We start from the raw sequence: 25,944 nt of genomic DNA, 5'->3' as shown, positions 1-25,944 counted from the left end.
GTGAGGAAACGCTGTCTCGAGCAAATTGTACTAACTGGTTAATTTGGTCAATTGGCGAGAGCCGGGTTGGCGCTTTTTCTGTTCGCTGATCGAACAGGGTGTGCTAAACCTGTTGTTTAACAACCTGACCACGGAGGGAAATATGGCGGTGCAGAGGGAAGAGAGGCCGTCACTGGAGGCGACTTGGCCGGGGCTTGCTCACCTCACCCAGTCGATTCTGGCGTCATTGGGGGGGAGGGCGTTCAACAACACCTTCAGGTTGGAGGCGGCTTCGGCAACCTGCCTGTTGTTGATCGACGGTCTGGGGTGGCACTTGCTGCACGAGCATGCGCACCGAGCACCATTTCTCGCTGCGTTGATGCACCCTGACGGGTGTTTTCGCGTCGGCTTTCCTGCGACTACCGCGACCAGCCTGGCCTCTATCACTTCGGGCCTGGCCAGTGGCGCCCACGGAATCGTGGGTTGCAGTTTTGCCCTTGATGCGCAGACGGCGCTCTCTCCGCTGACCTGGAGCAGTTCGGCGCTGCAGGGGGAGGGCGCATGCAGCCCTGTACCTGCGCCCGACGATTTCATCGTTCCGCGCATGGCCTGGTCAAAGGCGGCAGAGCAGGGGATCGCCATCAGTACACTGATGCTTGGCCGCTACGCCACATCGGACTTTTCCAGAGCGATCTACCGTGCTGGCGAGATTCTTCCGGCAGTGGCATACGAGGCTTATCCGGCATTGGTGCGCAAGGCCCTTGAGGCAGAGCGTCCGGCCTTGTGTTTCGCTTATTTTGGTGACCTGGATTTTGCTGGGCACGTGTATGGGCCGGGCTCCGAACCGTGGCTCAAACAGCTGGAGATTGCTGACCAATTGGCCCAGTCGATTGCCCTGTACCTGCCCGCGGGTGCCGATCTGAAGGTCATCGCGGACCATGGCATGGTTCGGCTGGACAGCGCACGGGTGGTCGATTTCGATGAGGATGCAACTCTGCAGCAAGGCGTACATGCCGTGGCTGGGGATATACGGGCGCGTCATGTCTACGTGGCGGAGCATCAGCTGGACCGGGTGCTGGCACGCTGGCAAGAGCGCCTCGGCGACGCCTATACGGTGCTGAGCAAGGCCCAGGCAATCAAGCAGAGTCTGTTCGGTGACGTGGTGCTGAGCGGGGCCGAAGCCCGTATTGGCGACCTGATCGTGATACCCCGTGGGCATGGGGGGATCATTCGCAGTCAGGTGGAGAAGCACGCCAGCCAGTGGTTGGGCCACCATGGCGGGCTGGCTGACGAGGATCAATGGGTGCCCTTGTTGCGGTACACCCCCTGACCCTCTTGCCATCAGGATGGCTGTCGATCAACGTCGTACCAACAACACCCCGCTTTCCATGTGGTGGGTGTAGGGGAACTGGTCGAACAATGCACAGCGCTCGATACGGTGTGTGTCGTGCAACTGGGCGATGTTGGCCGCGAGGGTCTCCGGGTTGCAGGAGATGTACAGGATGTTGTCGAAACGTCGTGTCAGCTCACAGGTATCCGGATCCATGCCCGCACGCGGTGGATCGACGAAGACGCTGCCAAACTGGTAGCTCTTCAGGTCGATCCCTTCCAGGCGACGGAAGGGGCGCACATCATTGAGCGCTTCAGTCAGTTCTTCGGCGGACAGGCGCACCAGGCGTACGTTATCCACAGCGTTGTCATCGAGGTTGTGCAGGGCGGCATTGACTGACGTCTTGCTGATCTCGGTGGCCAGTACCTTGCGAACCCGGGTAGCGAGCGGCAAGGTGAAGTTACCGTTGCCGCAGTACAGCTCCAGCAGGTCGTCCTGGCGCTCACCCAGCGCGTCATAGGCCCAGTTCAGCATCTTCTGGTTGACCGTGCCGTTGGGTTGGGTGAACGCGCCCTCGGGCTGACGGTAGCGGAAACTGCGTCCGGCCACCTGCAGCTCTTCGACCGCGTAGTCGCGACCGATTACCACACGCTTGCCCTTGGAGCGACCGATGATGCTTGCATTCAGGTCGCTGGCCAACTGCCGCGCTGCAGCCTCCCAGTGCTCGTCCAATGGACGGTGATAGCACAGGGTAATCATCGCGTCACCGGCCAGGGTGGTGAGGAACTCCACCTGGAACAGTTTGAAGCTCAAGGCCGAGCTGGCTTGCCAGGCGGCTTTGAGCTTGGGCATCAGTTCGTTGATACGCAGGCTGGCGATCGGGAAGTCTTCGATCAGGATCGGCGTGTGCTTTTCGCCAGGGGCGAACATTGCATAGAAGCGCTGCTCGTTTTCACGCCAGAGGCGGAACTCGGCACGCAGGCGATAGTGCTCGCGCGGTGAGTCGAAGACGGCCGGTTCCGGTGCTGCGAAAGGCGCCAGCAGCTCGCGCAGGCGAGCGACCTTGGCGTCCAATTGTTGGCTGTAAGTTGCAGGATCGAGGACAGCACTCATGCGTTGAACCAGCCCAGTTTGATGACGAACAGAATCGACAGGACCACCAGCGCCGAATTGACCTCGCGGCCACGGCCAGAGATCAGCTTGATGACCGTCCAGGAAATGAAACCAAAGGCGATGCCGTTGGCAATCGAGTAGGTCAGCGGCATCGCCAGGGCCGTAATGACCACGGGTGCGGCTTCAGTGATGTCGTCCCAGTTTATTTCAGCCAGGCCCGACGCCATCAGCACGGCGACGAACAGCAGCGCCGGCGCCGTAGCATAGGCGGGCACGCTGCCGGCCAACGGTGCAAAGAACAGCGCCAGCAGGAACAGCACGGCGACCACGACTGCTGTCAGCCCGGTACGTCCACCGGCGCTGACGCCAGCGGCCGACTCAATGTAGCTGGTGGTGGTCGAGGTACCCAGCAGCGAACCGGCCATGGCTGCAGTACTGTCGGCGATCAGGGCGCGCCCCATCTTCGGCATGTGGCCGTCCTTGCCCATCAGGCCTGCACGTTTGGCAACGCCAATCAGGGTGCCCGAATTGTCGAACAGGTCGACGAACAGGAAGGCAAAGATCACGCTGATCAGGCCAATGTCCAGGGCACCCTTGATATCCAGCTGCAGGAAGGTTGGCGCCAGTGACGGTGGCATCGACATTACCCCACCGAACTCGCTGAAGCCCAGCGTGATGGAGGCCAGGGTGACGGCGAGAATGCCGATCAGTACGGCACCACGCACTTTCAGTGCTTCCAGTGCGACGATCAGAAAGAAGCCCAGGGTGGCGAGTATCGGTGCGGGTTGCTTCAGGTCGCCCAGGCCGACCACGGTTGCCTTGTGGGCGACTACGATGCCAGCGTTGTGCAGGGCGATCAGTGCCAGGAACAGACCGATACCGGCGGCAATGGCCGAGCGCAGCGGCAGCGGGATGCTGTTGACGATCCATTCGCGGATACGAAAAATCGACAGCAGAAAGAACAACACGGCGGAAATGAACACTGCCCCCAGCGCGACTTGCCAGGTGTGGCCCATGTTCAGGACGACGGTGTAGGTAAAGAAGGCGTTCAGGCCCATCCCTGGTGCCAGCGCGATCGGGTAGTTGGCGATCACGCCCATGACGGTCGAGCCGATGGCGGCAGCCAGGCAGGTGGCGACGAAGACCGCGCCTTTGTCCATGCCGGTTTCGCCGAGGATGCTGGGGTTGACGAACAGAATGTAGGCCATCGCCAGGAACGTGGTGACGCCCGCCAGGATTTCGGTGCGCACGTTGGTGTTGTGTGCTTTTAGTTGAAACAGCCTTTCCAGCATGCCTGCTCCCGTGGCGCGCGCTGGCGCCGTGAATGATCGACCCAACTAGCAAAGCACAGACCATACCGGGAGGCTGTGTATTTTCCTTGGGTCGGGAAAAAGCCGCGCATCATACCAGCATGATCGACGAGGAGTAATGCAGATACGCCCATCTTGGGCGCTGGCATGGTATCCGCAGGAAGGCGTGGCGTTGTCTATAAGGGTTCGACCGTGTGCAAGTGATCGCGGCTGGCCAGGCTTGGGAACAGTTTTATCCACAGCCTGGTCACCAGCAGCGTTCCAACACCGCCCCGGCGGCACCCAGTACGGCCAACACCGCCAGGTCGAGGTCAAGCACGCTGCCGGTCAATGGATAGAGGTGCCAACCGATGGCCACGGTGAGCATTTGAAAGCCGCTGGCAGTGAATACCTGAGCGAACCAGAAAGCCCGAGAGTGGGCTGTTAGCGCACCAAACAGTTACCTCGTAAAGGGGGTGAGGCAACCGGTCACGCGGCAATCGACCACATAACCTGCGCAGGCGTTCGGGACTATTCTGTTTTTCATACGTTGATCTGCGTCAATAGTTGCAGATGCAACGAATCGGCCCCGTGGCCGTAAATCCCTACGATTGCTGTTTCCAGAACAACTCCAATGTGTGGCACTCAATAGCCGTGGGGGCAGTTGGCGCAAAGGCATTCGCCGCGCGCCAGATTACCTGACAGAGGAAGCACTATGTTCGGTTTGGAGGCACTCGATCTCGCCCGAATCCAGTTCGCGTTTACCGTCTCGTTCCATATCCTGTTCCCGGCCATCACCATTGGCCTGGCGAGCTACCTGGCGGTGCTCGAAGGCCTGTGGCTCAAGACTAACAACAGCGTTTACCGCGACCTGTATCACTTCTGGTCGAAGATCTTCGCCGTGAACTTCGGTATGGGCGTTGTATCCGGCCTGGTCATGGCGTACCAGTTCGGCACCAACTGGAGCCGTTTCTCCGATTTCGCCGGGGCCGTCACTGGGCCTTTGCTGACCTACGAGGTATTGACCGCCTTCTTCCTTGAGGCCGGTTTCCTTGGCGTCATGCTCTTCGGCTGGAACCGTGTAGGCCGCGGTCTGCACTTTTTCTCCACCCTCATGGTCGCCCTTGGCACCTTGGTCTCGACCTTCTGGATCCTTGCCTCGAACAGCTGGATGCAGACCCCACAGGGTTACGAGATCATTGATGGTCGAGTGATTCCGGTGGACTGGCTGGCCGTGATCTTCAACCCGTCCTTCCCTTATCGTCTGGCGCACATGGCGACCGCGGCGTTTGTCGCGACGGCATTCTTTGTCGGTGCTTCGGCGGCCTGGCATCTACTGCGTGGGCGTGACAACCCGGCGATCCGCAAGATGCTATCGATGGCCATGTGGATGGCCTTGATCGTCGCGCCGGTTCAAGCGGTTATCGGCGATTTCCATGGGTTGAACACCCTCAAGCACCAGCCGGTGAAAATCGCTGCCATTGAAGGGCACTGGGAAAACGTCGGGGACGAGCCGACCCCCTTGATTCTGTTCGGCATCCCCGACATGAAAGCCGAAACCACCCATTTCAAGCTGGAGATCCCGGCACTGGGCAGCCTGATCCTGACCCACAGCCTGGATAAACAAGTGCCGGCGATGAAGGAGTTCGCCCCTGAAGACCGGCCGAACTCGACCGTAGTCTTCTGGTCGTTCCGGATCATGGTCGGCCTCGGCATGCTGATGATTGCGGTCGGCCTATGGAGTGTCTGGTTGCGCCTGCGTGGCAGCCTCTACAGTTCGCGGCCATTCCTCTACCTGACCCTGTGGATGGGCCCGTCCGGTTTGATCGCAGTACTCGCCGGGTGGTTCACCACTGAAGTCGGTCGTCAGCCGTGGGTGGTCTATGGCCTGATGCGTACCGCCGACGGTGCGTCGAATCATAGTTACACCCAGTTGGGCGTGACGCTGGTGATGTTCGTGGTGGTGTATTTCGCGCTGTTCGGCGCAGGTTTGGGCTACATGATGCGCCTGGTGCGCAAGGGGCCGAAAACTGACGAAGGCAAGGAAGTCAGCACTGGCGGTCCTGGTCAGCAACGCACTCCGGCACGGCCGCTGTCTGCTGCGGGTGACGATAACCACGACGGCGAAAACCTCAGCCTGAACAAGGGGAACTGAATCATGGGTATCGATCTACCGCTGATCTGGGCCGTGATCATCATCTTCGGGATCATGATGTACGTGATCATGGATGGTTTCGATCTGGGGATTGGCATGCTCTTCCCCTTCATCAAGGACGACCGTGACCGCGACGTGATGATGAACACCGTTGCGCCGGTCTGGGACGGTAACGAAACCTGGCTGGTGTTGGGCGGCGCGGCACTGTTCGGCGCCTTCCCGCTGGCCTATGCCGTGGTGTTGTCAGCGCTGTACCTGCCGTTGATGCTGATGCTGGTCGGGCTGATTTTCCGTGGTGTGGCCTTCGAGTTCCGTTTCAAGGCCAAGGCCGACAAGCGTCATATCTGGGACAAGGCGTTCATTGGTGGCTCGCTTGCGGCCACCTTCTTCCAGGGGGTCGCGTTGGGTGCCTTCATTGAAGGCTTCAAGGTGGTCGACCGTTCCTACGCCGGTGGTAGCCTGGACTGGCTGAGCCCGTTCAGCCTGTTCTGTGGCGTGGGCTTGGTAGTCGCCTACACCTTGCTGGGCTGTACTTGGCTGATCATGAAAACCGAAGGCAAGTTGCAGAAGCAGATGCACGATCTGGCGCGGCCGTTGGCGTTGGTGCTTCTGGCGGTGACCGGCATCGTCAGCCTGTGGACGCCGCTTGCGCACCCGGACATCGCCACGCGCTGGTTCAGCCTGCCGAATCTGTTCTGGTTCCTGCCGGTACCGATCCTGGTGCTGGTGACCCTCTATGGCCTGCTCAAGGCAGTGGCGCGTAATGCCCACTACACCCCGTTCCTGCTGACCCTGGTGTTGATCTTCCTGGGCTACAGCGGGCTGGGTATCAGCCTGTGGCCAAACATCATCCCGCCATCGATCTCTATTTGGGATGCTGCTGCGCCACCACAAAGCCAGGGCTTCATGCTGGTCGGCACCTTGTTCATCATCCCGTTCATTCTGGGGTACACCTTCTGGAGCTACTACGTGTTCCGCGGCAAGGTGACCCACGAAGACGGCTACCACTAGGGTTTGAATGGAGGGTGTGAAATGGCTGTTAAAGAAACCGTTAACGCCGAAAACAAACCGCTCTGGCAACGCTTGGGTTGGTTGGCGGTGATCTGGGCGGGCAGCGTCGTGACCTTGGGGATATTCGCCTGGCTGATGCGCCTGTTCATGAGCGCTGCCGGCCTTAGCACCCATTAGGCAAACTCCCATTACCGCCTTGCGGCGGCCTCTCACCCTTCGTAGCGGTTCGCTACGAAGGGTTTTTTTTGCCTGTTCACTTGCGCGCTTTCAACACCACGAACTTGGGGTTGGCCCCGACTTGTTCGACGCCACGGAACAGCCGCGCCAGTTTGCTGTGGTAACCCAGGTGGCGGTTACCGACGATGTAAAGTGCACCGCCGGGGACCAGTACTTCGCGGGCCTGCTGGAACATGCGCCAGGCCAGAAAATCGCCGACCACCTGCTGCTGATGGAATGGCGGGTTGCACAGCACCACGTCCAGTGAGCGCTCGGGCTGGCTGGCCAGGCCATCGTCGGCGCGTATTTCCACGTCACGCTCACCCAGCGCCGCGTGCCAGTTTTCGCGGGCCGACTGAACCGCCATATAAGACTCGTCGACCAGTGTGTACTGTGCCTGTGGGTTGGCCAGCGCACTGACGATCGCCAGCACGCCGTTACCGCAGCCAAGGTCGGCGACCCGCGCTTGCCCGAGGTTCTTTGGCAGGTGGGGAAGGAAGGCCCGTGTGCCAATGTCCAGGCCTTCGCGGCAGAACACGTTGGCATGGTTGAGCAGGTTCAACGCCGGTTCGTCCAGACGATAGCGGGTCGGGTAGGGCGAGGTGAAGGGGGCTTTGCTTTCTGCTGTGGCAATCAGCAAGCGTGCCTTCTTGCGCGCCAGGGAGGCCTGCACCGGGCCGATGTACTTTTCCAGCAGATCGCCAGCGGCACGTGGCAAGTGCTTGATCATCGCGCCAGCGATGACCTGAGCGCCTGGAGCCAGATGCCCCTGCAGGCGAATCAACTGCTCCTCAAGCAACGCCAGGGTTTTGGGAACGCGCACCAGCACGCGTTCGAACGGGCCTTGCCACGCGGCACTGGCCGGAACGAAGGTGACACTGTCAAAGGGCTGACCGTTACGCGGCAGGTTCTTTTCCAGACCAAGCCTTGCCAGGTATGAGTCGCCACTGCTGACCACCTGTACATGACGGCTCAAACTGATGGCCAAGGCACCAAAACTGTCATTCAGTACCAGCACCCGAGCACTGCTCGGCAGCGCCTGTTCGGCCAGGTGCTCAAGCAGGTACTCGTCGGCGGCATCAAACGCTTGTAGGGGGTCGTTGGCTTGTTCGGGTTGGCGGATCAGGTCAAGTTCGGCAAAGGGGTTGATCAGCAAGGGCATGGCATAAGGCTCTGGGGCATCGGCGGCCGTCGCGGCGAGCGACGGCAAGTTGACGACGATTCTACAGGGTTTACACCGCACTGACTGGCGCTTGGCGCGTCATAAAAGACCATTCATGGCGGCCCGGACAACCGCACTGGTCTTGTTATTGGTATTCATCTTCGCCATGACGCTACGGATATGGAAATTAACGGTGCTTTCAGACAAGGCCAGAATACAGGCGATGTCGGCCGCGGTTTTGCCCTCGGCGGACCACTTGAGCACTTCGATTTCCCGAGCAGACAATTCATATGTCAGGCGTTTGGGTGGGTGAATGCGCTCCACGATCAGGGTGTGTATCAGGTTACATAGCCATAAGGTATGGCAGGCCTTGTCAAAGAACTCGGCAGTCGTTACAGGGCCGTTCGCCCGAAGCACGCTGAGCATGCTCTGATTGCCGCGAGCGTCGTGTATGGCCAGGCTCCAGCCGAAACGCAGGCCAAAGGACTGTGCTTCCTCCCAGTATTCGGGAACCTCGGCAAACGCGTTTTCATCCCAGAGAATGGCGGCAAGTGATTGCTGACAATGGGTTGCTATGGGGTCAATCTTTATGTAATCGCCCTGTTGGTAGCGTGTGTTCCATTCACTTGGAAAGTTGTTCAGGAGTATGTACTGAGGGGATTGGGTCGCAACGTGCCTGCGGATCGTGAACCCCAGGAAGTCCATGCCGAGTTGCTTTGCCAGGGACAGTGCAATTTCAAACAGCTGCTGTTCGTTGTGTTCATTGAGCAGCTGTTGCATCTGCTCCTGGTTCCAATAGGGCATGGCAAGTCACCTCCTTTTGATGGATCCAAACTCCGTGTGTTTTTGATTGTAGGAAAAGTCCTAGTATTTGCTTGGGTTATTTTGCGATAGCAGGTGCAGGTATCGCTTACTAATCGTCCGTGTTTATGCGGCGCATTTTGCGAGACACTGGTCTTAATCGACGATTGGAGCAGGTCATGACTGCCAGTGAGGAGAAGTTCACGCGTCAAACGCTGCTGGATGTGCAGCCGCTGACCCCGAGTCTGTTCAGTTTGCGGATTACGCGTGACCAGGGGTTTCGTTTCCGTGCCGGGCAGTTCGCGCGCCTGGGCGTGACACGGGCTGATGGCAGTGTGGTCTGGCGTGCGTACTCAATGGTCAGCGCCCCGCACGATGAGTACCTCGATTTCTTTTCCATCGTGGTGCCGGGAGGGGAGTTCACAAGCGAACTCAGCCGTTTGCGTCAGGGTGACAGCCTGCTGATTGATCGCCAGGCATTCGGGTTTCTGACCCTGGACCGCTTCGTGGGTGGACGTGATCTGTGGTTGTTGGCAACCGGCACGGGTATCGCTCCCTTTCTATCAATCCTGCAGGATTTTGAAGTATGGGAGCGGTTTGAACGCATCAAGTTGGTGTATTCGGTGCGTGAGGCCCGGGAGCTGGCTTATCAGCCACTGATTGCGGGCCTTGAACAGCGCGATTACCTGGCCGAATACGCGGGTGCGTTGCAGTTCATTCCCATCGTTACCCGTGAGCAACACCCGGGGGCACTCAACGGGCGTATCACTCGATTGATCGAGAATGGCGAACTGGAGCGTGTTGCCGGTGCAGCACTGACGCCCGAACATTCACGGGTGATGATCTGTGGTAACCCGCAAATGATCGATGACACCCGAGCGCTACTCAAACAGCGCGACATGCAATTGAGCCTGAGCCGTCGGCCCGGCCAGGTTGCAGTGGAAAACTACTGGTAGCAGCATCAGGCGCTGGCGCACGCGGGCGCCAGCGTTGTGTCGCTTACGGCTTGTTGCTTTGGTTCTTGAGCAGGTCACGAATCTCAGTCAGCAGCTCTTCTTCCTTGGTAGGGACAGGGGGCGCGCTGGGTGCAACGGCTTCTTCGCGCTTGAGCCGGTTGATCGCCTTTACCCCCATGAAAATGGCGAAGGCGACGATGATGAAGTCGATGACGGTCTGGATGAACTTCCCGTAGGCCATGACCACTGCGGGCACATCACCTTCGGCGGCTTTCAGGGTGACTGCCAGGTCGCTGAAGTCCACCCCACCAATCAGCAGCCCAATGGGTGGCATCACTACATCACCGACAAAAGATGAAACGATTTTGCCGAAGGCTGCGCCGATAATGATACCGACCGCCATGTCGACCACGTTGCCCTTGACTGCAAAGGCTTTGAATTCACTGAGCACGCCCATGGTTTATTCCCTGTAACAGATGAGATTGGTGAAAACAGTGTAAATCAGCTATGCGAGTCATGCTTATCGCTGCGGCTACAGACTGTGGTTATACCGAAAAGTTTTGTCTTCCAGGGTTGGCCCCATGGGCTTGCCTGCTCGGCTATCATGGCGGTTTTTCCAGGAGACCGCCCCATGGCCAAAGCCAAGCGCATGTACGGCTGCACCGAGTGTGGTGCGACCTTTCCGAAGTGGGCCGGGCAATGCGGTGAATGCGGCGCCTGGAATACCCTGGTCGAAACCGTGTTGGAAAGTGGTGCAGCCGCAGCGCCCAGTGGCCGCAGTGGCTGGGCGGGGCAGCAGGCGCAGATCAAGACCCTGGCAGAAGTCAGTGTCGAAGAAATTCCGCGTTTCACCACGGCCAGTGTCGAGCTTGACCGTGTACTCGGTGGTGGGCTGGTGGATGGTTCGGTGGTGTTGATCGGCGGCGACCCGGGTATCGGCAAGTCGACCATCCTGCTCCAAACCCTTTGCAACATTGCGACCCGCCTTCCGGCGCTTTATGTCACGGGCGAGGAGTCGCAGCAACAAGTGGCCATGCGTGCGCGCCGCCTGGGTTTACCGCAGGACCAGTTGCGGGTCATGACCGAAACCTGCATTGAGAACATCATTGCTACTGCCCGGGCGGAAAAGCCCAAGGTGATGGTTATCGACTCGATCCAGACCATCTTCACCGAGCAATTGCAGTCGGCCCCTGGCGGTGTCTCGCAGGTGCGCGAAAGTGCGGCCTTGTTGGTGCGTTATGCCAAACAGAGCGGTACGGCCATTTTCCTGGTCGGTCACGTGACCAAGGAAGGCGCCTTGGCCGGGCCGCGCGTGCTGGAGCATATGGTCGATACCGTGCTGTATTTTGAAGGTGAGTCCGATGGACGCCTGCGTTTGCTGCGGGCAGTGAAGAACCGTTTTGGTGCCGTCAATGAACTGGGCGTGTTCGGCATGACCGACCGTGGCCTCAAGGAAGTCTCCAATCCTTCGGCCATCTTCCTCACCCGTGCCCAGGAGGAGGTTCCCGGCAGCGTCGTCATGGCCACCTGGGAGGGAACTCGGCCGATGCTGGTTGAAGTTCAGGCGCTGGTTGACGACAGCCACCTGGCGAATCCTCGGCGAGTGACGCTTGGTCTGGATCAGAACCGGCTGGCAATGCTCCTGGCGGTGCTGCACCGCCATGGCGGCATCCCGACCCATGACCAGGACGTGTTCCTCAACGTAGTCGGAGGTGTGAAAGTGCTGGAAACCGCCTCCGACCTCGCACTGTTGGCGGCGGTGATGTCGAGCCTGCGCAATCGACCCTTGTCCCAAGACCTGCTGGTGTTCGGTGAGATTGGCCTGTCGGGTGAAGTCCGTCCGGTTCCCAGTGGGCAGGAACGCCTCAAGGAAGCCGCCAAGCATGGCTTCAAGCGCGCCATTGTTCCCAAGGGTAATGCACCAAAGGAAGCCCCTGCAGGCTTGCAGGTCATTGCGGTCACGCGCCTTGAGCAGGCGCTGGATGCGTTGTTCGAGTGACGCATCAGGCCTGCAAATGAAAAGGGCCGACGATTCCTCGTCGGCCCTTATGCTGCTCAGTGCATCAGTGCATCAGTGCATCAGTGTTCAGCCGCAGCGGTTCGTCGTTCTGACGGTGCGCCGTGGTCGTGGTCGTGTTCGCTAATGACCGGAATCTCCTTGCCGTCGGCATCGAACAGCTTGCCGTCCTCGAAGTAATCACCGTCGCGCAGGGCGGAAATATCCGAGTAATTGATCGTGCGCTCGTAAGCGGCAGCAAACACCGACTGCTGGTCCGAGTTGCCAGTCGTGAAGTGGTTGAACGTCAGGTTCAGAAGAATCGCCATGATCGCCGCCGAGCTGATGCCGGAGTGGAAGATGGTTTCAAACCAGCTTGGGAAATGGTCATAGAAGGTCGGTGCAGCGATCGGGATCATGCCGAAGCCCAGCGAGGCGGCGACGATGATCAGGTTCATGTTGTTGCGGTAGTCCACTTTCGACAGCGTGCGAATACCGCTGGCAGCAACGGTGCCGAACAATACGATACCGGCACCGCCCAGTACTGAGGTTGGTACGGCGGCAATGATGCGCCCCATGATTGGCAGAAGCCCCAGCACCACCAGAATCACCCCGCCGGTTGCCACTACGTAGCGGCTCTTGACGCCCGTCACAGCCACCAGGCCAACGTTCTGGGCGAAGGCGCTCTGGGTGAAGGAGCCGAAGATGGGGGCAAGGATGCTCGACGCCATGTCGGCGCGCAGGCCATTGCCCAAGCGCTTGGAGTCAACCTTGGTGTCGATGATTTCGCCAACCGCGAGAATATCCGCCGAGGTTTCTACCAAGGTCACCATGATCACGATGCACATCGACAGAATGGCGGCGATGTGAAAGGTCGGCATACCGAAATGGAACGGTTCAGGAAAGGCCACCAGCGGGCCGTCCAGGACCTTGGAGAAATCCGCCATGCCCAATGACCAGGCAATCAGTGTGCCGATGACCATGGCCAGCAGGATCGACAGGCGAGAGATCGCTGCGCTACCGAGTTTGCTGAGTACCAGCACGATGGCGAAGGTCAGGGCCGCCAGGCCGATGTTGGCCATGCTGCCAAACTCTGGCGATTTGCTGTTGCCCCCCATGACCCAGCGCGCCGCCACGGGCATCAGTGTCAGGCCGATGGTGGTGATGACGATACCGGTGACCAACGGCGGGAAGAACTTGGTAATGCGTGAGAAGACGGGCGTGATCAGGAAGCCTATCAGCGATGCGGCCATGACCGCACCCAACACGCCAGGCAGACCTCCACCGCCTTCACTACTGAGAATGGCGCCCATGGTTGCCACGCCTGCGAATGAAACGCCCTGTACCAATGGCAACTGGCAGCCAAAGAACGGTAAGCCGAGGGTTTGTAGCAGTGTTGCAAGACCACCTGCGAACAATGAGGCCGCAATCAACAAACCGATATCAGCCGGCCCCAGTCCCGCGGCCTGGCCGAGAATCAAGGGAACCGCAACGATACCGCCGTACATGGTCAATACGTGTTGCAGGCCGTAAGCCAGGTTGGCGCCGAGGCCCAGGTTTTCGTCTTCGGGACGTTGCGCTGAAGACGTGCTAGCGGAGGACGTATTCATGAGGAGCAGGGTCTCTGTTTTATTGTTGTGGGCCTACTGTAGACAACAAGTGGCAATCATTGCCAGAAGAATTGTATACAATTTTTAGATAGCCCGAGCAGAGCCATTGCACGCAATCGGTGTGCCATATTCTTCATGAATGGTATGCAGGGCGTTTGGCGGGCGCGCCAACAAGGCCTTGTAGCGACCGCTAAAGGCTCTGGTGGGAATTAGGTAGTTGGCTAAACGTTTCTACGCTTCGATCAGTTGCCGCAGTTCGCGCTCAAGTTCTTCCGGGTTGGCCAGGTTCAGTTCGATCAGTCGCCGCAGGTGCGAAATGGAGTCCAGGTCAATGAACTGGCAAACGAAACCCATCTGGTTGCCTTCCTCATGACGCAGTTCCACGTGCATCTTCACTTCGTCGTGGTCATTGAGGTGTATCGAAGCATCGAAACCCTGGATAGGGTCGCCTTCCCAGCCCTCGGGGCATTCGATCAACAACCCCTTGAGCGACAGATCCAGCAGTTTGACGGGCCATCGTTGATCACCTTGCACCAGCTCGGTGCGGGCATCGAAGGGAACACGTTTGAAAAGCCGACGTTCGTGATGGTCGCTCATGGCCAAGCCCTCCGGGGTTCGCACTCAACTATAGTCCAGTGCTTGTCAGGTACGCGTGTTAGGTGCATAACAGAGCCATGAGTTTCCTGCTCGGGAGGCTCTAGAACGTAGCAGGTATGGCAATGTGCGATGACTCGCCCTAGACTCGTCGGGCAGTCTTTCAATCCACTAGCTGGAAGCTAATCATGAACAACAATAATAGCCTGCTGCGCCACTTGCCGTGGCTAGCGCTGGCAATCATCGGAGCCTGTGCGTTGGGTGTGGTTGCCCTGCGTCGCGGTGAAGCCATCAATGCCTTGTGGATTGTAGTCGCGGCGGTGGCTATCTACCTGGTTGCCTACCGTTACTACAGCCTGTTCATCGCCACCAAGGTGATGCAGCTCGATCCACGTCGGGCGACACCGGCGGTACTTAATAACGATGGTCTGGACTATGTCCCGACCAACAAGCACATCCTGTTCGGCCACCACTTTGCCGCGATTGCTGGCGCAGGGCCGCTGGTCGGACCGGTTCTGGCTGCGCAGATGGGCTATCTGCCCGGTACGCTCTGGCTGATTGCCGGTGTGGTGCTGGCAGGTGCGGTTCAGGACTTCATGGTGCTGTTCCTGTCCACCCGTCGCAACGGCCGTTCGCTGGGCGACATGGTCCGTGAAGAGATGGGCCGGATTCCGGGCACCATTGCCCTGTTCGGCTGCTTCCTGATCATGATCATCATCCTCGCGGTGCTGGCGCTCATCGTGGTCAAGGCCCTGGCCGAGAGCCCATGGGGCATGTTCACGGTGATGGCGACCATCCCGATCGCGATGTTCATGGGCGTTTACATGCGCTACATCCGCCCGGGGCGTATTGGCGAAATCTCGCTGATGGGTGTTGTCCTGCTGTTGCTGTCGATCTGGCTGGGCGGGCAGGTTGCTGCCGATCCGACCTGGTCCAAGGTCTTCACCTTCACCGGCGTACAAATCACCTGGCTGTTGGTGGGTTATGGCTTTGTGGCTGCCGTACTGCCTGTGTGGCTGGTGCTGGCGCCCCGTGACTACCTCTCGACCTTCCTCAAGATTGGCACCATCGTAGGCCTGGCGATCGGTATTCTGGTCATCGCGCCTGAACTGAAAATGCCTGCACTGACCCAGTTCACCGACGGTACTGGCCCTGTCTGGAAAGGCACCCTGTTCCCGTTCCTGTTTATCACCATCGCGTGTGGTGCGGTATCGGGCTTCCACGCCCTGATCTCCTCGGGCACCACGCCGAAGCTGCTCGACAACGAAACCAACGCCCGCTACATCGGTTACGGCGGCATGCTGATGGAATCGTTCGTAGCCATCATGGCCATGGTCGCTGCTTCGGTGATTGAACCGGGTGTCTACTTCGCCATGAACAGCCCGCCTGCCGTAGTCGGTAGCGATGTGGTCGCGGTGGCGCAGACGGTCAGCAACTGGGGCTTTGCCATCACGCCAGATGTGCTTGAGGGCGTAGCCAAGGACATCGGTGAGCACACCATCCTGGCCCGTGCGGGCGGTGCCCCGACCCTGGCGGTCGGTATCGCGCAGATCCTGCACCAGGTGCTGCCGGGTGAGAACACCATGGCCTTCTGGTACCACTTCGCGATCCTGTTTGAGGCGCTGTTCATCCTCACGGCGGTAGATGCGGGTACCCGTGCCGGACGCTTCATGTTGCAGGATCTGTTGGGCTCCTTCATTCCGGCGCTCAAACGCACTGAGTCGTGGACTGCCAACCTGCTGGCAACAGCCGGTTGTGTGGCCATGTGGGGGTATCTGCTGTACCAGGGCGTGATCGATCCGTTGGGCGGGATCAACACCTTGTGGCCGCTGTTCGGTATCTCCAACCAGATGCTGGCGGGCATTGCGCTGATGCTGGGTACTGTGGTGTTGATCAAGATGAAGCGCCAGCGCTACATCTGGGTCACCCTGTTGCCTGCTGTCTGGCTGCTGATCTGCACCACCACCGCGGGCTTCATCAAGCTGTTCGATCCGAGCCCGGCGGTCGGTTTCCTGGCGCTGGCCGACAAGTACAGCGCGGCACTGGATGCCGGTCAGGTACTCGCACCGGCCAAGGATATCAACCAGATGCAACACGTTATCTTCAACGCCTACACCAACGCGGCGTTGACCGGCCTGTTCCTGTTCGTGGTGTTCAGTATCCTGTTCTTCGCACTGAAGGTCGGTATTGCCGCCCTTGGCAAGAAAGAGCGTAGTGATAAGGAAACCCCGTTCCACCCTGTGCCGGACGCGTAAACACTGAGGAATGCAGTCATGTTCAACGACCTTGGTCGACTGGGTAAGTACCTGGGGCAGGCAGCCCGCCTGATGGTCGGTATGCCCGACTACGACACTTACGTCGAGCATATGCAAACCAAACACCCGGACAAGCCGGTGATGAGCTACGAGGCGTTCTTCAGGGAACGTCAGGAGGCGCGTTACGGGGGGAAGGGTGGGCCCAAGTGCTGTTAACCTTGGCTGACGGCCTGTAATAAACCTGTGGGAGCACGGTACGCCGCGCTCCCACAGTCATTTTTAGCGTTCAGGAGATTTTGCGCGTGCTACCTCCAATCCCCGTTACCGTGCTCAGTGGTTTTCTCGGTGCAGGCAAGACCACCTTGTTGCGCCACCTGCTCAAGGCCGAGCACGGCCTGAAGATCGCCGTGATCGAAAACGAATTCAGCGATGCAGGTATCGACACGCAGCTGCTGGGTGACGAACCGGTGCAGGTCATGACCCTGGCCAATGGTTGTGTTTGCTGCAGCATCCATACCGACCTGACCAAGGCCCTGTTCCTGTTGCTGGAGCGCCTGGACAGTGGCGAGATCGCCTTCGACCGTTTAGTGATCGAATGCACCGGCCTTGCCGACCCCGCACCCGTGGCACAAACCTTCTTCATCGATGAAGAACTGCGTGAGCGCTACATCCTTGATGGCATTATCACCTTGGTCGATGCGGCGCATGCCGACCTCCACCTGACCCAGACCATTGCCCAGGCCCAGGTCGGTTTTGCCGATCGCCTGCTGGTGAGCAAGACCGATCTGGTCGATGCCGCCCAGTTCCAGGCCTTGAGCGAGCGTCTTGGACGGATCAATCGTCGTGCGCCGATTCATGTGGTCGAGCACGGCAAGATCGACCTGTCCGAGTTGCTGGATGTGCGCGGCTTCAATCTCAATGCCGACCTGGGTGGCGGTCTGAGCTTGCGCCCGGTTGCACAAGGCAATAGTGGTGACCGCATAAGCAGCATGGTACTGCGTACCGAGAAGCCCCTGAACATCGATCAGCTCAGCGATTTCATGAATCGTCTGCTCGAAGACCATGGCCGACAGCTGTTGCGGTACAAAGGTGTGCTCAATATTGAAGGCGAGCCACGCCGGCTGGTGTTCCAGGGTGTCTTGAAGTTGTATGGTTTCGACTGGGACCGCGTCTGGGAGCAGGACCAGACGCGGGAGAGCGTCGTGGTGTTCATCGGCGACGATTTGCCTGAAGAACAGATTCGCTCAGCGTTCGAGCAGCTGTAGGCCGCTTGTTAACTGGCGCTCAACCAATCGACGTCGCGGGCAAGAATGTTCAAGCGCAATTGGGTGCCCGACGGTGCATCATAGAGGAGCGAGAACCAAGGTAATTCCCCAAAGCCTGTGAGGGCAGGAGGAACAATGCCCTGGTGGTCGTACCATGGGGCATCGCGGTTCTATCCTCAGAACTCATCCGGGTAGCTCAGCCAGGGTGCATTGCGCTCCTGGATATCCAGAATGAAACCCAGTGGGCTCCCTCCCGCAGTGTTGAGGTAGGTAGGCTCTGCGTCATGTCGGCTGCTCCGATGCACGAATCCTTTACCTGCACGCTGCAAAAACATGCCAACACGATCGCGTTTTATATGCTCAAGTGACGTTTCGCCGCGTTGTGGATGGATCAGCTTGAAGGGGACGGGCTCCCGCTCGGCGATGATAAAAGCGCCAATGTGGCCATTATCATCGGCACTGATGCCTCGGCCAAAATACGGGCCAAGTGAGCGGACATACAGGTAGTAACCTTCTTGGGTATGCCTGAAGTACAGGGTCAAGGGCTCCACGGTGTTGCCGTTGGCAGGTGGTTGATGGCCTAGCAAATGGGCGTCACTTCGGGGTTGCAACGCCCCGGCCAAGAAGCCTTCGCCGCCGAACGGGGCGATGACTTCTGCCGGAGTTCCCCGCAGGACATCAAGGCAATGAATGGGGTATGCCTGAGTACGCAGGTGGGCGAGGAACGAGTTCTGTCGATGGGTGGGCATGGTGTTCGCCTTGTAGTTCATTGAGTGACAAAGGCGCATGGGCCTTCGTATTCGCTGAACCTAATGGCAAGGCGGTTGCCCGCTGCGTTAATTAATTACGCAGGCGAAAAAAAGCCCGGCTCAAGGCCGGGCTCTTCATTCAGCGAACTGCGATCAAGCGCCGTATACCGGCAGCTTGGCGCAGATAGCCTTGACCTTCTCACGAACGGCGTCGATCACCGCTTCGTTGTTCAGGTCGTCCAGGATGTCGCAGATCCAGCCAGCCAGTTCCTTGCACTCAGCCTCTTTGAAGCCGCGAGTGGTCACAGCCGGGGTACCGAAGCGCAGACCGGAGGTGACGAACGGGGAGCGTGGATCGTTTGGTACCGAGTTCTTGTTGACGGTGATGAAGGCTTTGCCCAGTGCAGCGTCAGCGTCTTTACCCGAGATTTCCTGCTTGATCAGCGAGAGCAGGAACAGGTGGTTCTGAGTGCCACCGGAAACGACGTCGAAACCGCGCTCGATGAAGACGCTGGCCATGGCCTGGGCGTTTTTCACCACTTGCTGCTGGTAAGCCTTGAACTCCGGCTGCAGCGCTTCCTTGAAGCAGATGGCCTTGGCGGCAATCACGTGCTCCAGCGGGCCGCCTTGGGCACCCGGGAATACGGCCGAGTTCAGCTTCTTCTCGATCTCTTCGTTCTTGCGAGCGAGGATCAGGCCGCCACGTGGGCCACGCAGGGTCTTGTGGGTAGTGGTAGTGACCACGTCAGCGAACGGAACCGGGTTCGGGTAAACGCCAGCGGCAACCAGACCGGCAACGTGAGCCATGTCGACGAACAGGTAGGCACCGACCTTGTCGGCGATTTCACGGAAGCGCGGGAAGTCCAGCACTTGCGAGTAGGCGGAGAAGCCGGCAACGATCATCTTCGGCTTGTGTTCCAGGGCCAGACGCTCGACTTCGTCGTAGTCGATCAGGCCGTTGGCATCGATACCGTACTGAATGGCGTTGTACAGCTTGCCCGAAGCGCTGACGCTGGCGCCGTGGGTCAGGTGACCACCGTGTGCCAGGCTCATGCCCAGGATGGTGTCGCCAGCTTGCAGCAGGGCCAGGTAAACGGCGCTGTTGGCTTGCGAACCTGCGTGTGGCTGAACGTTGGCGTAGTCTGCGCCGAACAGCTGCTTGGCGCGGTCGATGGCCAGTTGCTCGACCACGTCGACGTACTCGCAACCACCGTAGTAACGCTTGCCTGGGTAACCTTCAGCGTACTTGTTGGTCAGAACCGAACCCTGGGCTTCCATCACGGCCGGGCTGGTGTAGTTTTCCGAGGCGATCAGCTCGATGTGCTCTTCCTGGCGCTGAGCTTCTTGCTCCATGGCGGCAAAGAGATCGGCGTCGTACTTGGCAATGGTCAAATCACGGCTGAACATGGCGGTCCTCAAGGATCGGGCTGGAAAAGGGAGGCATTCTACCTCATCGGCTTTTGTCTGGCATATGAAAGGGCATCATGTCGCAGACAAGTGGGGCTCATTTGCCGCTGTTTGTGTTGCCCGGCGCCATCCCCGAGCCTGTACAAGGGGGGGATGCGCAGGGTTACTGGAACATGAACAGCGTTTCGTTGCTGAACTGGGCTTCAAACTGGTGGGCCGGCATTGGCCGACCGAACAGGTAGCCCTGAACCTCATCACAACCGTGTTCTCGGAGGAACTCCAGCTGTTCATGGGTTTCCACACCCTCGGCGATTACTGCCAGGTTCAGGCTGTGGGCCATGGCGATGATCGCACGGGCGATCTGGCCATCCTGCTCGCCTTCGGGCAGGCCATCGACGAAGGTGCGGTCGATCTTCAGCACGTCGATCGGGAACTGCTTGAGGTAGTTCAGTGACGAATAGCCAGTACCGAAGTCGTCGACCGCAATGCTCAGGCCGAGGTTTTTCAGGCTGGCGAGTATCTGCATGGCCTCGTTGACCTCGCGCATCAAGATACTTTCGGTCAGCTCCAGTTCCAGGCACGCCGGTGGAACGCCGGTTTCGTTGAGGATCGTGGCGATGCGGGTACCCAGTTGCCCATCGGAAAACTGTCTCGCAGAAATGTTCACCGAAACTTTCGGTACCCGTACCTTGGCCTGGTGCCACTCTTTGAGCTGACGACTGGCTTCACGCAGTACCCAGTCACCGACATCGACCACCAGCCCCAACTCCTCAATCACCGGAATAAAGTCGCCCGGCGGTACCAGGCCACGGGTTGGGTGGCGCCAGCGCAGGAGCGCTTCGGCGCCGGTCAGGCGTTTGCCGTCGCCGCTGAACTGCGGTTGGTAGTACAGGATGAACTCGTTCTGCTCCAGTGCATGGCGCAGGTCGCTTTCCAGTTCCAGGCGCTCCAGCGCACTGGCGTTCATATCCGCCTGGTAGAACTGGAAGTTGTTCTTGCCGCGCTCCTTGGCGTGGTACATCGCGGTGTCGGCGTTTTTCATCAGTTGGCTGAGTTCGCTGCCATCCTGAGGGCTCAGGGCAATACCGATACTGGCGGTGACGAAGAACTCGCGGTTTTCCAGCACAAAGGGACGAACCAGGCTGTTGAGGATCTGTTCGGCCACATTGATGGCGCGGTTCAGCGCCATCTCGCGGGTTGCGCGTGGTTGCAGCAGCAGCGTGAATTCGTCGCCGCCCATGCGCGCAACGGTGTCGTCAGTGTCGACACAGTCGAGCAGGCGTTCGGCCATGTCCTTGAGCATACGGTCGCCGGCCGCGTGGCCAAGGGAGTCATTGATCGGCTTGAAACGGTCCAGGTCGAGGAACATCAGCACCACCCAGGCCTTTTGACGATCAGCTTGCTGCAGTGCGGTGTGCAGGCGGTCCTGGAACAGCGTGCGGTTCGGCAGGTGCGTCAGGGCGTCGTAGTAGGCCAGACGGTGAATGCGTTGTTCGCTGGCCTTGCGCTCGCTGATGTCGGTAAAGAAACACACATAGCTGGCCAGGTCGCCTTCGTCGTCGAGCACAGCGGTAATGCCGACCCAGGCCGGGTAATGCTCGCCGGTGCGACGTTTAAGCCAGACTTCACCTTCCCAGGTGCCGCGGATGTGCAGCTGTTTGACCACGTAGCGCAGGTGCGCTTCCTGCTGTTCGTCGACCGTCAGCATATTTGGCAGTTGGTCGAGCACTTCGGCTGCGCTGTAGCCGCTGACGCGGCTGAAGGCTTCGTTGGACTGGACGATATAGCCCGCCGGGTCGGTGATCAGGATGGCCGAAGTCGAGTGCTCAAACACTGTCGCAGCCATGCGCAGGTCTTTTTCAGCGCGGCGCTGCTGGCTGATGTCACGGCCGACGCCGAGTATGCCCTCGAACCGATTGTGCTCATCCCAGACCAGTACCAGGCGCAGTTCGATCGGGATCTTGCGACCATCGGCGCGCAGGCAGTCGAACAGGAACAACTGAGTGGGAAGCTGGGTACGCAATTGCTCCAGTTGTTCTGGAACGTGCAGGGCACGGTTGAGGCGTTCGATCAGGCTGTAGATGCCGGTCAACTGTGCCGGGTTGGCAATGGTCGATTGCCAGCCGTTCTCGAAAATCCAGTCGACCTCGTAGCCCAATACCGCCTGTACCGAGGGGCTGACATAGTTGGGCTTCAGCATGCTGTCGGTGGAGAAGATGACGTCGCTGATACTTTCGGCAAGCATGCGGTAACGCTGTTCGCTGTCACGCAGCGATTCGCTGGCCTCTATCTGCTCGGTGACGTCTTTGGCCACGCCAATGATGCGGGTGACGTTGCCGTCGTTGTCGCGGGTCAGGACCTCTTCGCGAATATCATAACGACGCCAACCCTGGTCACGGTGACGGAAACGTAGCTGGCAGTGCAGTTGTTCCAGGTAGCCACTCTCGCGCTGTTGCTGACGCATCCGGTTGTAGAGTGTGGCGTCTTCAGGGTGCAGAAGGATTTCCCAGAATCGCTCGCCCATCGTATCCAGTTCGGTACGGGAGTAACCCAGGGTCTGGCCCAGGTGCCGATTGCTGAAGATCATCCGTTGGTTTTGCACGTCCTGCACGTAGAGTTGATCCGGTACGGTACGGACCACGTTCGACCAGAAACTTTCACGCTCCAGCAGCGACAGCTCGACCTGCTTGCGGCTGGTAATATCGCTGATGCTGAGGGTTACCGCTTGATAGTCAGCGCGTTGCTCGGGGAAACGCACCGTCAGCCACAGGTGCAGCTCCTGGTCATCGGCACCACTGAGGCGAACCTCCAGCTCAAGCTGATGTTGATTGTTCAGGACGGCTTCGACCAGTTGCAGGCCAATCCCTTCGTTGCGTGTATCGCCAGCAATCAGGCGTTGCCAGGCACCGTTGCGGCATTCAACCCCCAGCAGTTGCAGGGCGACTTGATTGACCTCGGTGACTTTCAACTCCTGCAGCAACGTGTTGCGCAGGGACCGGTCAAGCAGCAGGCGGTGCTCAAGCTGGTCTTGGCCACGAAGGCGCAGTCGTTCAAGCGTATTGATCAGGCCGGACAAGTCCAGCACACAAAGGGCGACCCCTGTCCCTTCAAAAATATCCTGGTAGCGTCGGCGTCCTTCTTGCAGTGCGCGTTGGCGCTTGCGCATGCTGGCCAATGCCAGCAGCGGCAGCAGGGCGCAGATCAGGCCAAGCAGGCATTTACTGATCAGAGCAGGCAACAGTTGCTGACGACTCAATTCGGCATCGTAGAGGCCGCGCAGTTGCCAGTCGCTGTTATCGAGGAATGTCAGCAGTACGCTCTGCAGTGGCTCGGCGTTGGCTGGCCGTGGCGTTTCAGGTGAGCGATGTTGATTGATGATTTCAGCCGTTCGGCTGTTTTCCAGCAGCCACAAGGGGCGGGTGGGGTTGTCCAGGTGTTCGGCCAGCGCGCTGTAATACTCAGGGCTCAGGCGCAGCAGCCAGTAACCGCTGGTCGGCCGATCTGATTGGCGTAGCAGCAGGTAGATGTAACTGTTGTCACTGTTGTTGCTGAAGTAGTACGGGTGGCCACTGCTCAGCCGTATCAATTCTTCAATGGCATGCTGGTCAGGCGATTCGCCGAGGCTGTCGCGCAACGGGCGTGCCTGGCTGTCGAACCAGGCGATGCTGCGCAGTGAGGGCAGTGCGCGCTGCAGATTGGCCACCACCTTCGGTAGCGCGCGGTCGTCCGGGGGCAGCGGATAGGGTTGGACCTGATTGAGTGCGGTCTGAGCCTTGAGGGCCATGTTCAGGCTCAGGTGATCGGCCAACTCGTTGCTGGAATCCAGGCTGTGTTGGCGCTCATCGGCAAGGGTATGGTGGTACTGATCAATCAATAGCCAGAACAGCAGGCCGAGCAGCAGCAATACCAGGATGGCCAACACCCCTTTCAACGAACCGCGCAACAATGAACCCGAGCTGGAGGGGGCGGTACGCAGGGAGGACGGCTGAGTAAGATTGGTCAAACGTTGATCCTGCGGTATGGCTGGCTGTGGCAGGTTTGAGCTGCTTATGGGGTGCGCACCCTCACGCTCAGCCGTGCAGGCCGATGCGTACTCATAAGCTGGACGCCCGAAGGGCGCTTAGCATGCCTTGAGTTGTGGCGAAGTGCCAGTCCTGTTCGCAGATCCCGACAAAGTGCCATGTCGGCGGCCCAGGCCTGCCTGGGCCAGAGCTTGGGCCTGACGGTTGTCGGTTGGCCAAGTTAATAGTCGCTTTTACTTTTTTACGTCATACAATTGGCCCCTTGAATTTACTTGCTTACAGGAGCTCAACGTTTTGGCTCAATACGTCTACACCATGCATCGGCTGAGCAAAGTTGTTCCGCCGAAGCGGGAAATCTTGAAGAACATCTCCCTGTCGTTTTTCCCCGGCGCCAAGATCGGCGTGCTCGGCCTCAACGGTTCGGGTAAATCCACCCTGTTGAAAATCATGGCGGGTGTTGATACCGAGTTCGACGGTGAAGCACGGCCAATGCCGGAGCTGAATGTCGGTTACCTGCCGCAGGAACCACAGCTCGACCCAACCAAAACCGTGCGTGAAGTGGTCGAAGAAGCGGTCAGCGTGATCAAGGATGCCCAGGCTCGCCTGGATGAGGTCTATGCGGCGTACGCCGATCCTGATGCCGACTTCGACAAGCTGGCCGCTGAACAGGCCAAGCTTGAGGCGATTCTGCAGGCCAGCGATGGTCACAACCTGGAGCGTCAGCTGGAAGTGGCGGCCGATGCCCTGCGCCTGCCTGCCTGGGACGCCAAGGTCGAACACCTGTCGGGTGGTGAAAAGCGTCGTGTAGCACTCTGCCGCCTGCTGCTGTCGGCACCGGACATGCTCCTGCTCGACGAACCGACCAACCACCTGGATGCCGACTCTGTCGCCTGGCTCGAGCACTTCCTGCACGACTTCCCGGGTACTGTGGTAGCGATTACCCACGACCGTTACTTCCTCGACAACGTCGCCGGCTGGATCCTCGAACTCGACCGTGGCGCCGGTATTCCGTACGAAGGTAACTATTCGGGCTGGCTGGAAGCCAAGTCGGATCGTCTGGCCCAGGAATCCAAGCAGCAGTCGGCCCATGAAAAGGCCATGAAGGAAGAACTGGAGTGGGTGCGCAAAGGCGCCAAGGCACGCCAGTCGAAATCCAAGGCTCGTCTGCAGCGCTTCGAAGAAATGCAATCGCAGGAATTCCAGAAGCGCAGCGAAACCAACGAGATCTATATCCCGGCAGGCCCGCGCCTGGGCGACAAGGTCATCGAGTTCAAGAACGTCACCAAGGGTTATGGCGACCGTGTACTGATCGACAACCTGTCGTTCAGCATGCCTAAAGGCGCCATTGTCGGTGTGATCGGTGGTAACGGTGCCGGTAAATCGACCCTGTTCCGCATGCTGATGGGCAAGGAAACACCAGACTCGGGCACCATCGAGATCGGTGAAACCGTGCAACTGGCCTGTGTCGATCAGAGCCGCGAAGACCTGGACGGCAACAAGACCGTGTTCCAGCAGATCTCCGATGGTTCCGACCAGATCCGTATCGGTAACTACGAAATTCCTTCGCGTACCTACGTGGGTCGCTTCAACTTCAAGGGCGGCGACCAGCAGAAGTTCGTCAAGGACCTCTCCGGTGGTGAGCGTGGCCGTCTGCACCTGGCCCTGACCCTGAAGGAAGGCGCCAACGTCCTGCTGCTCGACGAACCGTCCAACGACCTGGACGTGGAAACTCTGCGTTCGCTGGAGGAAGCCCTGCTGGACTTCCCGGGCGCTGCTATCGTGATCTCTCACGATCGCTGGTTCCTTGATCGCGTGGCCACCCACATCCTGGCCTACGAGGACGATTCCCAGGCGGTATTCTTCGAGGGTAACTACACCGAGTACGAAGCCGACCGCAAGAAGCGTCTTGGCGAAGCTGCTGCCCAGCCGCACCGGGTACGGCACAAAAAACTGGCATAACCGCTCGCGGTTTTGCACTGGAACGGGGCCTTCGGGCTCCGTTTTTTTTTTGCCGAAAAATGTGGCGTACCTGTT

General features: G+C 59.2%; 20 protein-coding genes and 1 pseudogene. 10 read left to right on the top strand and 11 right to left on the bottom strand.

Annotated features, from left to right (window positions below):
* The first annotated feature begins 142 nt into the window (after nucleotides 1–142).
* Entirely contained in the window at nucleotides 143–1,309 is a 1,167-nt protein-coding gene (locus EKA13_RS10320; protein WP_065759289.1) for an alkaline phosphatase family protein, read from the top strand.
* A gap of 27 nt (nucleotides 1,310–1,336) precedes the next feature.
* Here the strand turns inward: EKA13_RS10320 and trmA are convergent, their stop codons facing one another.
* The 3 genes and pseudogenes from trmA to EKA13_RS28825 all read right to left on the bottom strand — a co-directional run.
* The gene (trmA, locus tag EKA13_RS10315) at nucleotides 1,337–2,422 is read right to left on the bottom strand and encodes a tRNA (uridine(54)-C5)-methyltransferase TrmA (RefSeq protein WP_065759288.1); all 1,086 of its coding nucleotides are present in this window, start codon (nucleotides 2,420–2,422) and stop codon (nucleotides 1,337–1,339) included.
* On the bottom strand, nucleotides 2,419–3,714 hold the full coding sequence (locus EKA13_RS10310; protein WP_065759287.1) for an NCS2 family permease: 1,296 nt from the start codon (nucleotides 3,712–3,714) through the stop codon (nucleotides 2,419–2,421). The genes trmA and EKA13_RS10310 overlap by 4 nt, the downstream gene beginning before the upstream one ends.
* Nucleotides 3,715–4,024: 310 nt before the next feature.
* Nucleotides 4,025–4,171 (bottom strand): annotated as a pseudogene (locus EKA13_RS28825) (hypothetical protein); the annotation flags it as partial.
* A 255-nt stretch (nucleotides 4,172–4,426) separates the two neighbouring features.
* Here EKA13_RS28825 and EKA13_RS10305 point away from each other — a divergent pair.
* Genes EKA13_RS10305 through EKA13_RS10295 form a run of 3 tightly spaced genes read left to right on the top strand, consistent with a single transcriptional unit; the run spans nucleotide 4,427 to nucleotide 7,054 of the window.
* Nucleotides 4,427–5,866 carry a cytochrome ubiquinol oxidase subunit I gene (locus tag EKA13_RS10305; RefSeq protein ID WP_065759286.1) on the top strand — a complete coding sequence of 480 codons (1,440 nt, stop codon included), beginning with the start codon at nucleotides 4,427–4,429 and terminating at the stop codon, nucleotides 5,864–5,866.
* Between the two features lie 3 nt (nucleotides 5,867–5,869).
* Entirely contained in the window at nucleotides 5,870–6,877 is a 1,008-nt protein-coding gene (gene cydB / locus EKA13_RS10300; protein WP_065759285.1) for a cytochrome d ubiquinol oxidase subunit II, read from the top strand.
* A gap of 21 nt (nucleotides 6,878–6,898) precedes the next feature.
* Nucleotides 6,899–7,054 (top strand): DUF2474 domain-containing protein, encoded by a 156-nt coding sequence (locus EKA13_RS10295; protein ID WP_065759284.1) that lies wholly within the window; start codon nucleotides 6,899–6,901, stop codon nucleotides 7,052–7,054.
* A 76-nt stretch (nucleotides 7,055–7,130) separates the two neighbouring features.
* Here EKA13_RS10295 and EKA13_RS10290 read toward each other — a convergent pair whose 3' ends face one another.
* Both EKA13_RS10290 and EKA13_RS10285 read right to left on the bottom strand, forming a co-directional pair.
* A complete protein-coding gene (locus EKA13_RS10290) occupies nucleotides 7,131–8,255 on the bottom strand; it encodes a methyltransferase (protein WP_065759283.1) in 1,125 nt (374 codons plus the stop codon).
* Between the two features lie 99 nt (nucleotides 8,256–8,354).
* Entirely contained in the window at nucleotides 8,355–9,035 is a 681-nt protein-coding gene (locus EKA13_RS10285; RefSeq protein WP_245704318.1) for a LuxR family transcriptional regulator, read from the bottom strand.
* Between the two features lie 200 nt (nucleotides 9,036–9,235).
* On the opposite strand from EKA13_RS10285, the gene EKA13_RS10280 reads away from it, so the two are divergent.
* Nucleotides 9,236–10,012: a ferredoxin--NADP reductase gene (locus EKA13_RS10280; RefSeq protein ID WP_065759281.1), complete on the top strand. Its 777-nt coding sequence runs from the start codon at nucleotides 9,236–9,238 to the stop codon at nucleotides 10,010–10,012.
* 43 nt (nucleotides 10,013–10,055) lie between these two features.
* On the opposite strand, the gene mscL is transcribed toward EKA13_RS10280, so the two are convergent.
* A complete protein-coding gene (gene mscL, locus EKA13_RS10275; protein WP_065759280.1) occupies nucleotides 10,056–10,469 on the bottom strand; it encodes a large-conductance mechanosensitive channel protein MscL in 414 nt (137 codons plus the stop codon).
* 174 nt (nucleotides 10,470–10,643) lie between these two features.
* Between mscL and radA the strand changes: the two genes are divergently transcribed.
* Nucleotides 10,644–12,011 (top strand): DNA repair protein RadA, encoded by a 1,368-nt coding sequence (gene radA / locus EKA13_RS10270; protein WP_065759279.1) that lies wholly within the window; start codon nucleotides 10,644–10,646, stop codon nucleotides 12,009–12,011.
* 80 nt (nucleotides 12,012–12,091) lie between these two features.
* On the opposite strand, the gene EKA13_RS10265 is transcribed toward radA, so the two are convergent.
* Nucleotides 12,092–13,618 (bottom strand): nucleobase:cation symporter-2 family protein, encoded by a 1,527-nt coding sequence (locus tag EKA13_RS10265; protein ID WP_065759278.1) that lies wholly within the window; start codon nucleotides 13,616–13,618, stop codon nucleotides 12,092–12,094.
* 231 nt (nucleotides 13,619–13,849) lie between these two features.
* Nucleotides 13,850–14,215: a PilZ domain-containing protein gene (locus EKA13_RS10260; protein WP_065759277.1), complete on the bottom strand. Its 366-nt coding sequence runs from the start codon at nucleotides 14,213–14,215 to the stop codon at nucleotides 13,850–13,852.
* Between the two features lie 185 nt (nucleotides 14,216–14,400).
* On the opposite strand from EKA13_RS10260, the gene EKA13_RS10255 reads away from it, so the two are divergent.
* The 3 genes from EKA13_RS10255 to yjiA all read left to right on the top strand — a co-directional run bounded on the left by EKA13_RS10255 (nucleotide 14,401) and on the right by yjiA (nucleotide 17,732).
* Entirely contained in the window at nucleotides 14,401–16,467 is a 2,067-nt protein-coding gene (locus tag EKA13_RS10255) for a carbon starvation CstA family protein (RefSeq protein ID WP_065759276.1), read from the top strand.
* Between the two features lie 18 nt (nucleotides 16,468–16,485).
* Nucleotides 16,486–16,683, top strand: a complete 198-nt coding sequence (locus tag EKA13_RS10250; protein ID WP_065759275.1) for a YbdD/YjiX family protein — start codon at nucleotides 16,486–16,488, stop codon at nucleotides 16,681–16,683.
* 86 nt (nucleotides 16,684–16,769) lie between these two features.
* The gene (yjiA, locus tag EKA13_RS10245; protein WP_065759274.1) at nucleotides 16,770–17,732 is read left to right on the top strand and encodes a GTPase; all 963 of its coding nucleotides are present in this window, start codon (nucleotides 16,770–16,772) and stop codon (nucleotides 17,730–17,732) included.
* A gap of 176 nt (nucleotides 17,733–17,908) precedes the next feature.
* Here the strand turns inward: yjiA and EKA13_RS10240 are convergent, their stop codons facing one another.
* From EKA13_RS10240 to EKA13_RS10230, 3 genes are all read right to left on the bottom strand, one after another.
* On the bottom strand, nucleotides 17,909–18,481 hold the full coding sequence (locus EKA13_RS10240) for a hypothetical protein (protein ID WP_125862925.1): 573 nt from the start codon (nucleotides 18,479–18,481) through the stop codon (nucleotides 17,909–17,911).
* Nucleotides 18,482–18,634: 153 nt separating this feature from the next.
* On the bottom strand, nucleotides 18,635–19,888 hold the full coding sequence (gene glyA / locus EKA13_RS10235) for a serine hydroxymethyltransferase (protein WP_065759272.1): 1,254 nt from the start codon (nucleotides 19,886–19,888) through the stop codon (nucleotides 18,635–18,637).
* Nucleotides 19,889–20,051: 163 nt separating this feature from the next.
* Nucleotides 20,052–23,891: a sensor domain-containing protein gene (locus EKA13_RS10230; RefSeq protein WP_065759271.1), complete on the bottom strand. Its 3,840-nt coding sequence runs from the start codon at nucleotides 23,889–23,891 to the stop codon at nucleotides 20,052–20,054.
* A 313-nt stretch (nucleotides 23,892–24,204) separates the two neighbouring features.
* On the opposite strand from EKA13_RS10230, the gene ettA reads away from it, so the two are divergent.
* The gene (gene ettA / locus EKA13_RS10225; protein ID WP_065759270.1) at nucleotides 24,205–25,869 is read left to right on the top strand and encodes an energy-dependent translational throttle protein EttA; all 1,665 of its coding nucleotides are present in this window, start codon (nucleotides 24,205–24,207) and stop codon (nucleotides 25,867–25,869) included.
* Nucleotides 25,870–25,944 lie beyond the last annotated feature (75 nt).

The sequence above is a fragment of the Pseudomonas defluvii genome (genome assembly GCF_001695625.1).
Lineage (GTDB): Bacteria > Pseudomonadota > Gammaproteobacteria > Pseudomonadales > Pseudomonadaceae > Aquipseudomonas > Aquipseudomonas defluvii.
Note: the sequence above shows the minus strand (reverse complement) of the source record. Positions and strands in the feature narration are given on the sequence as shown.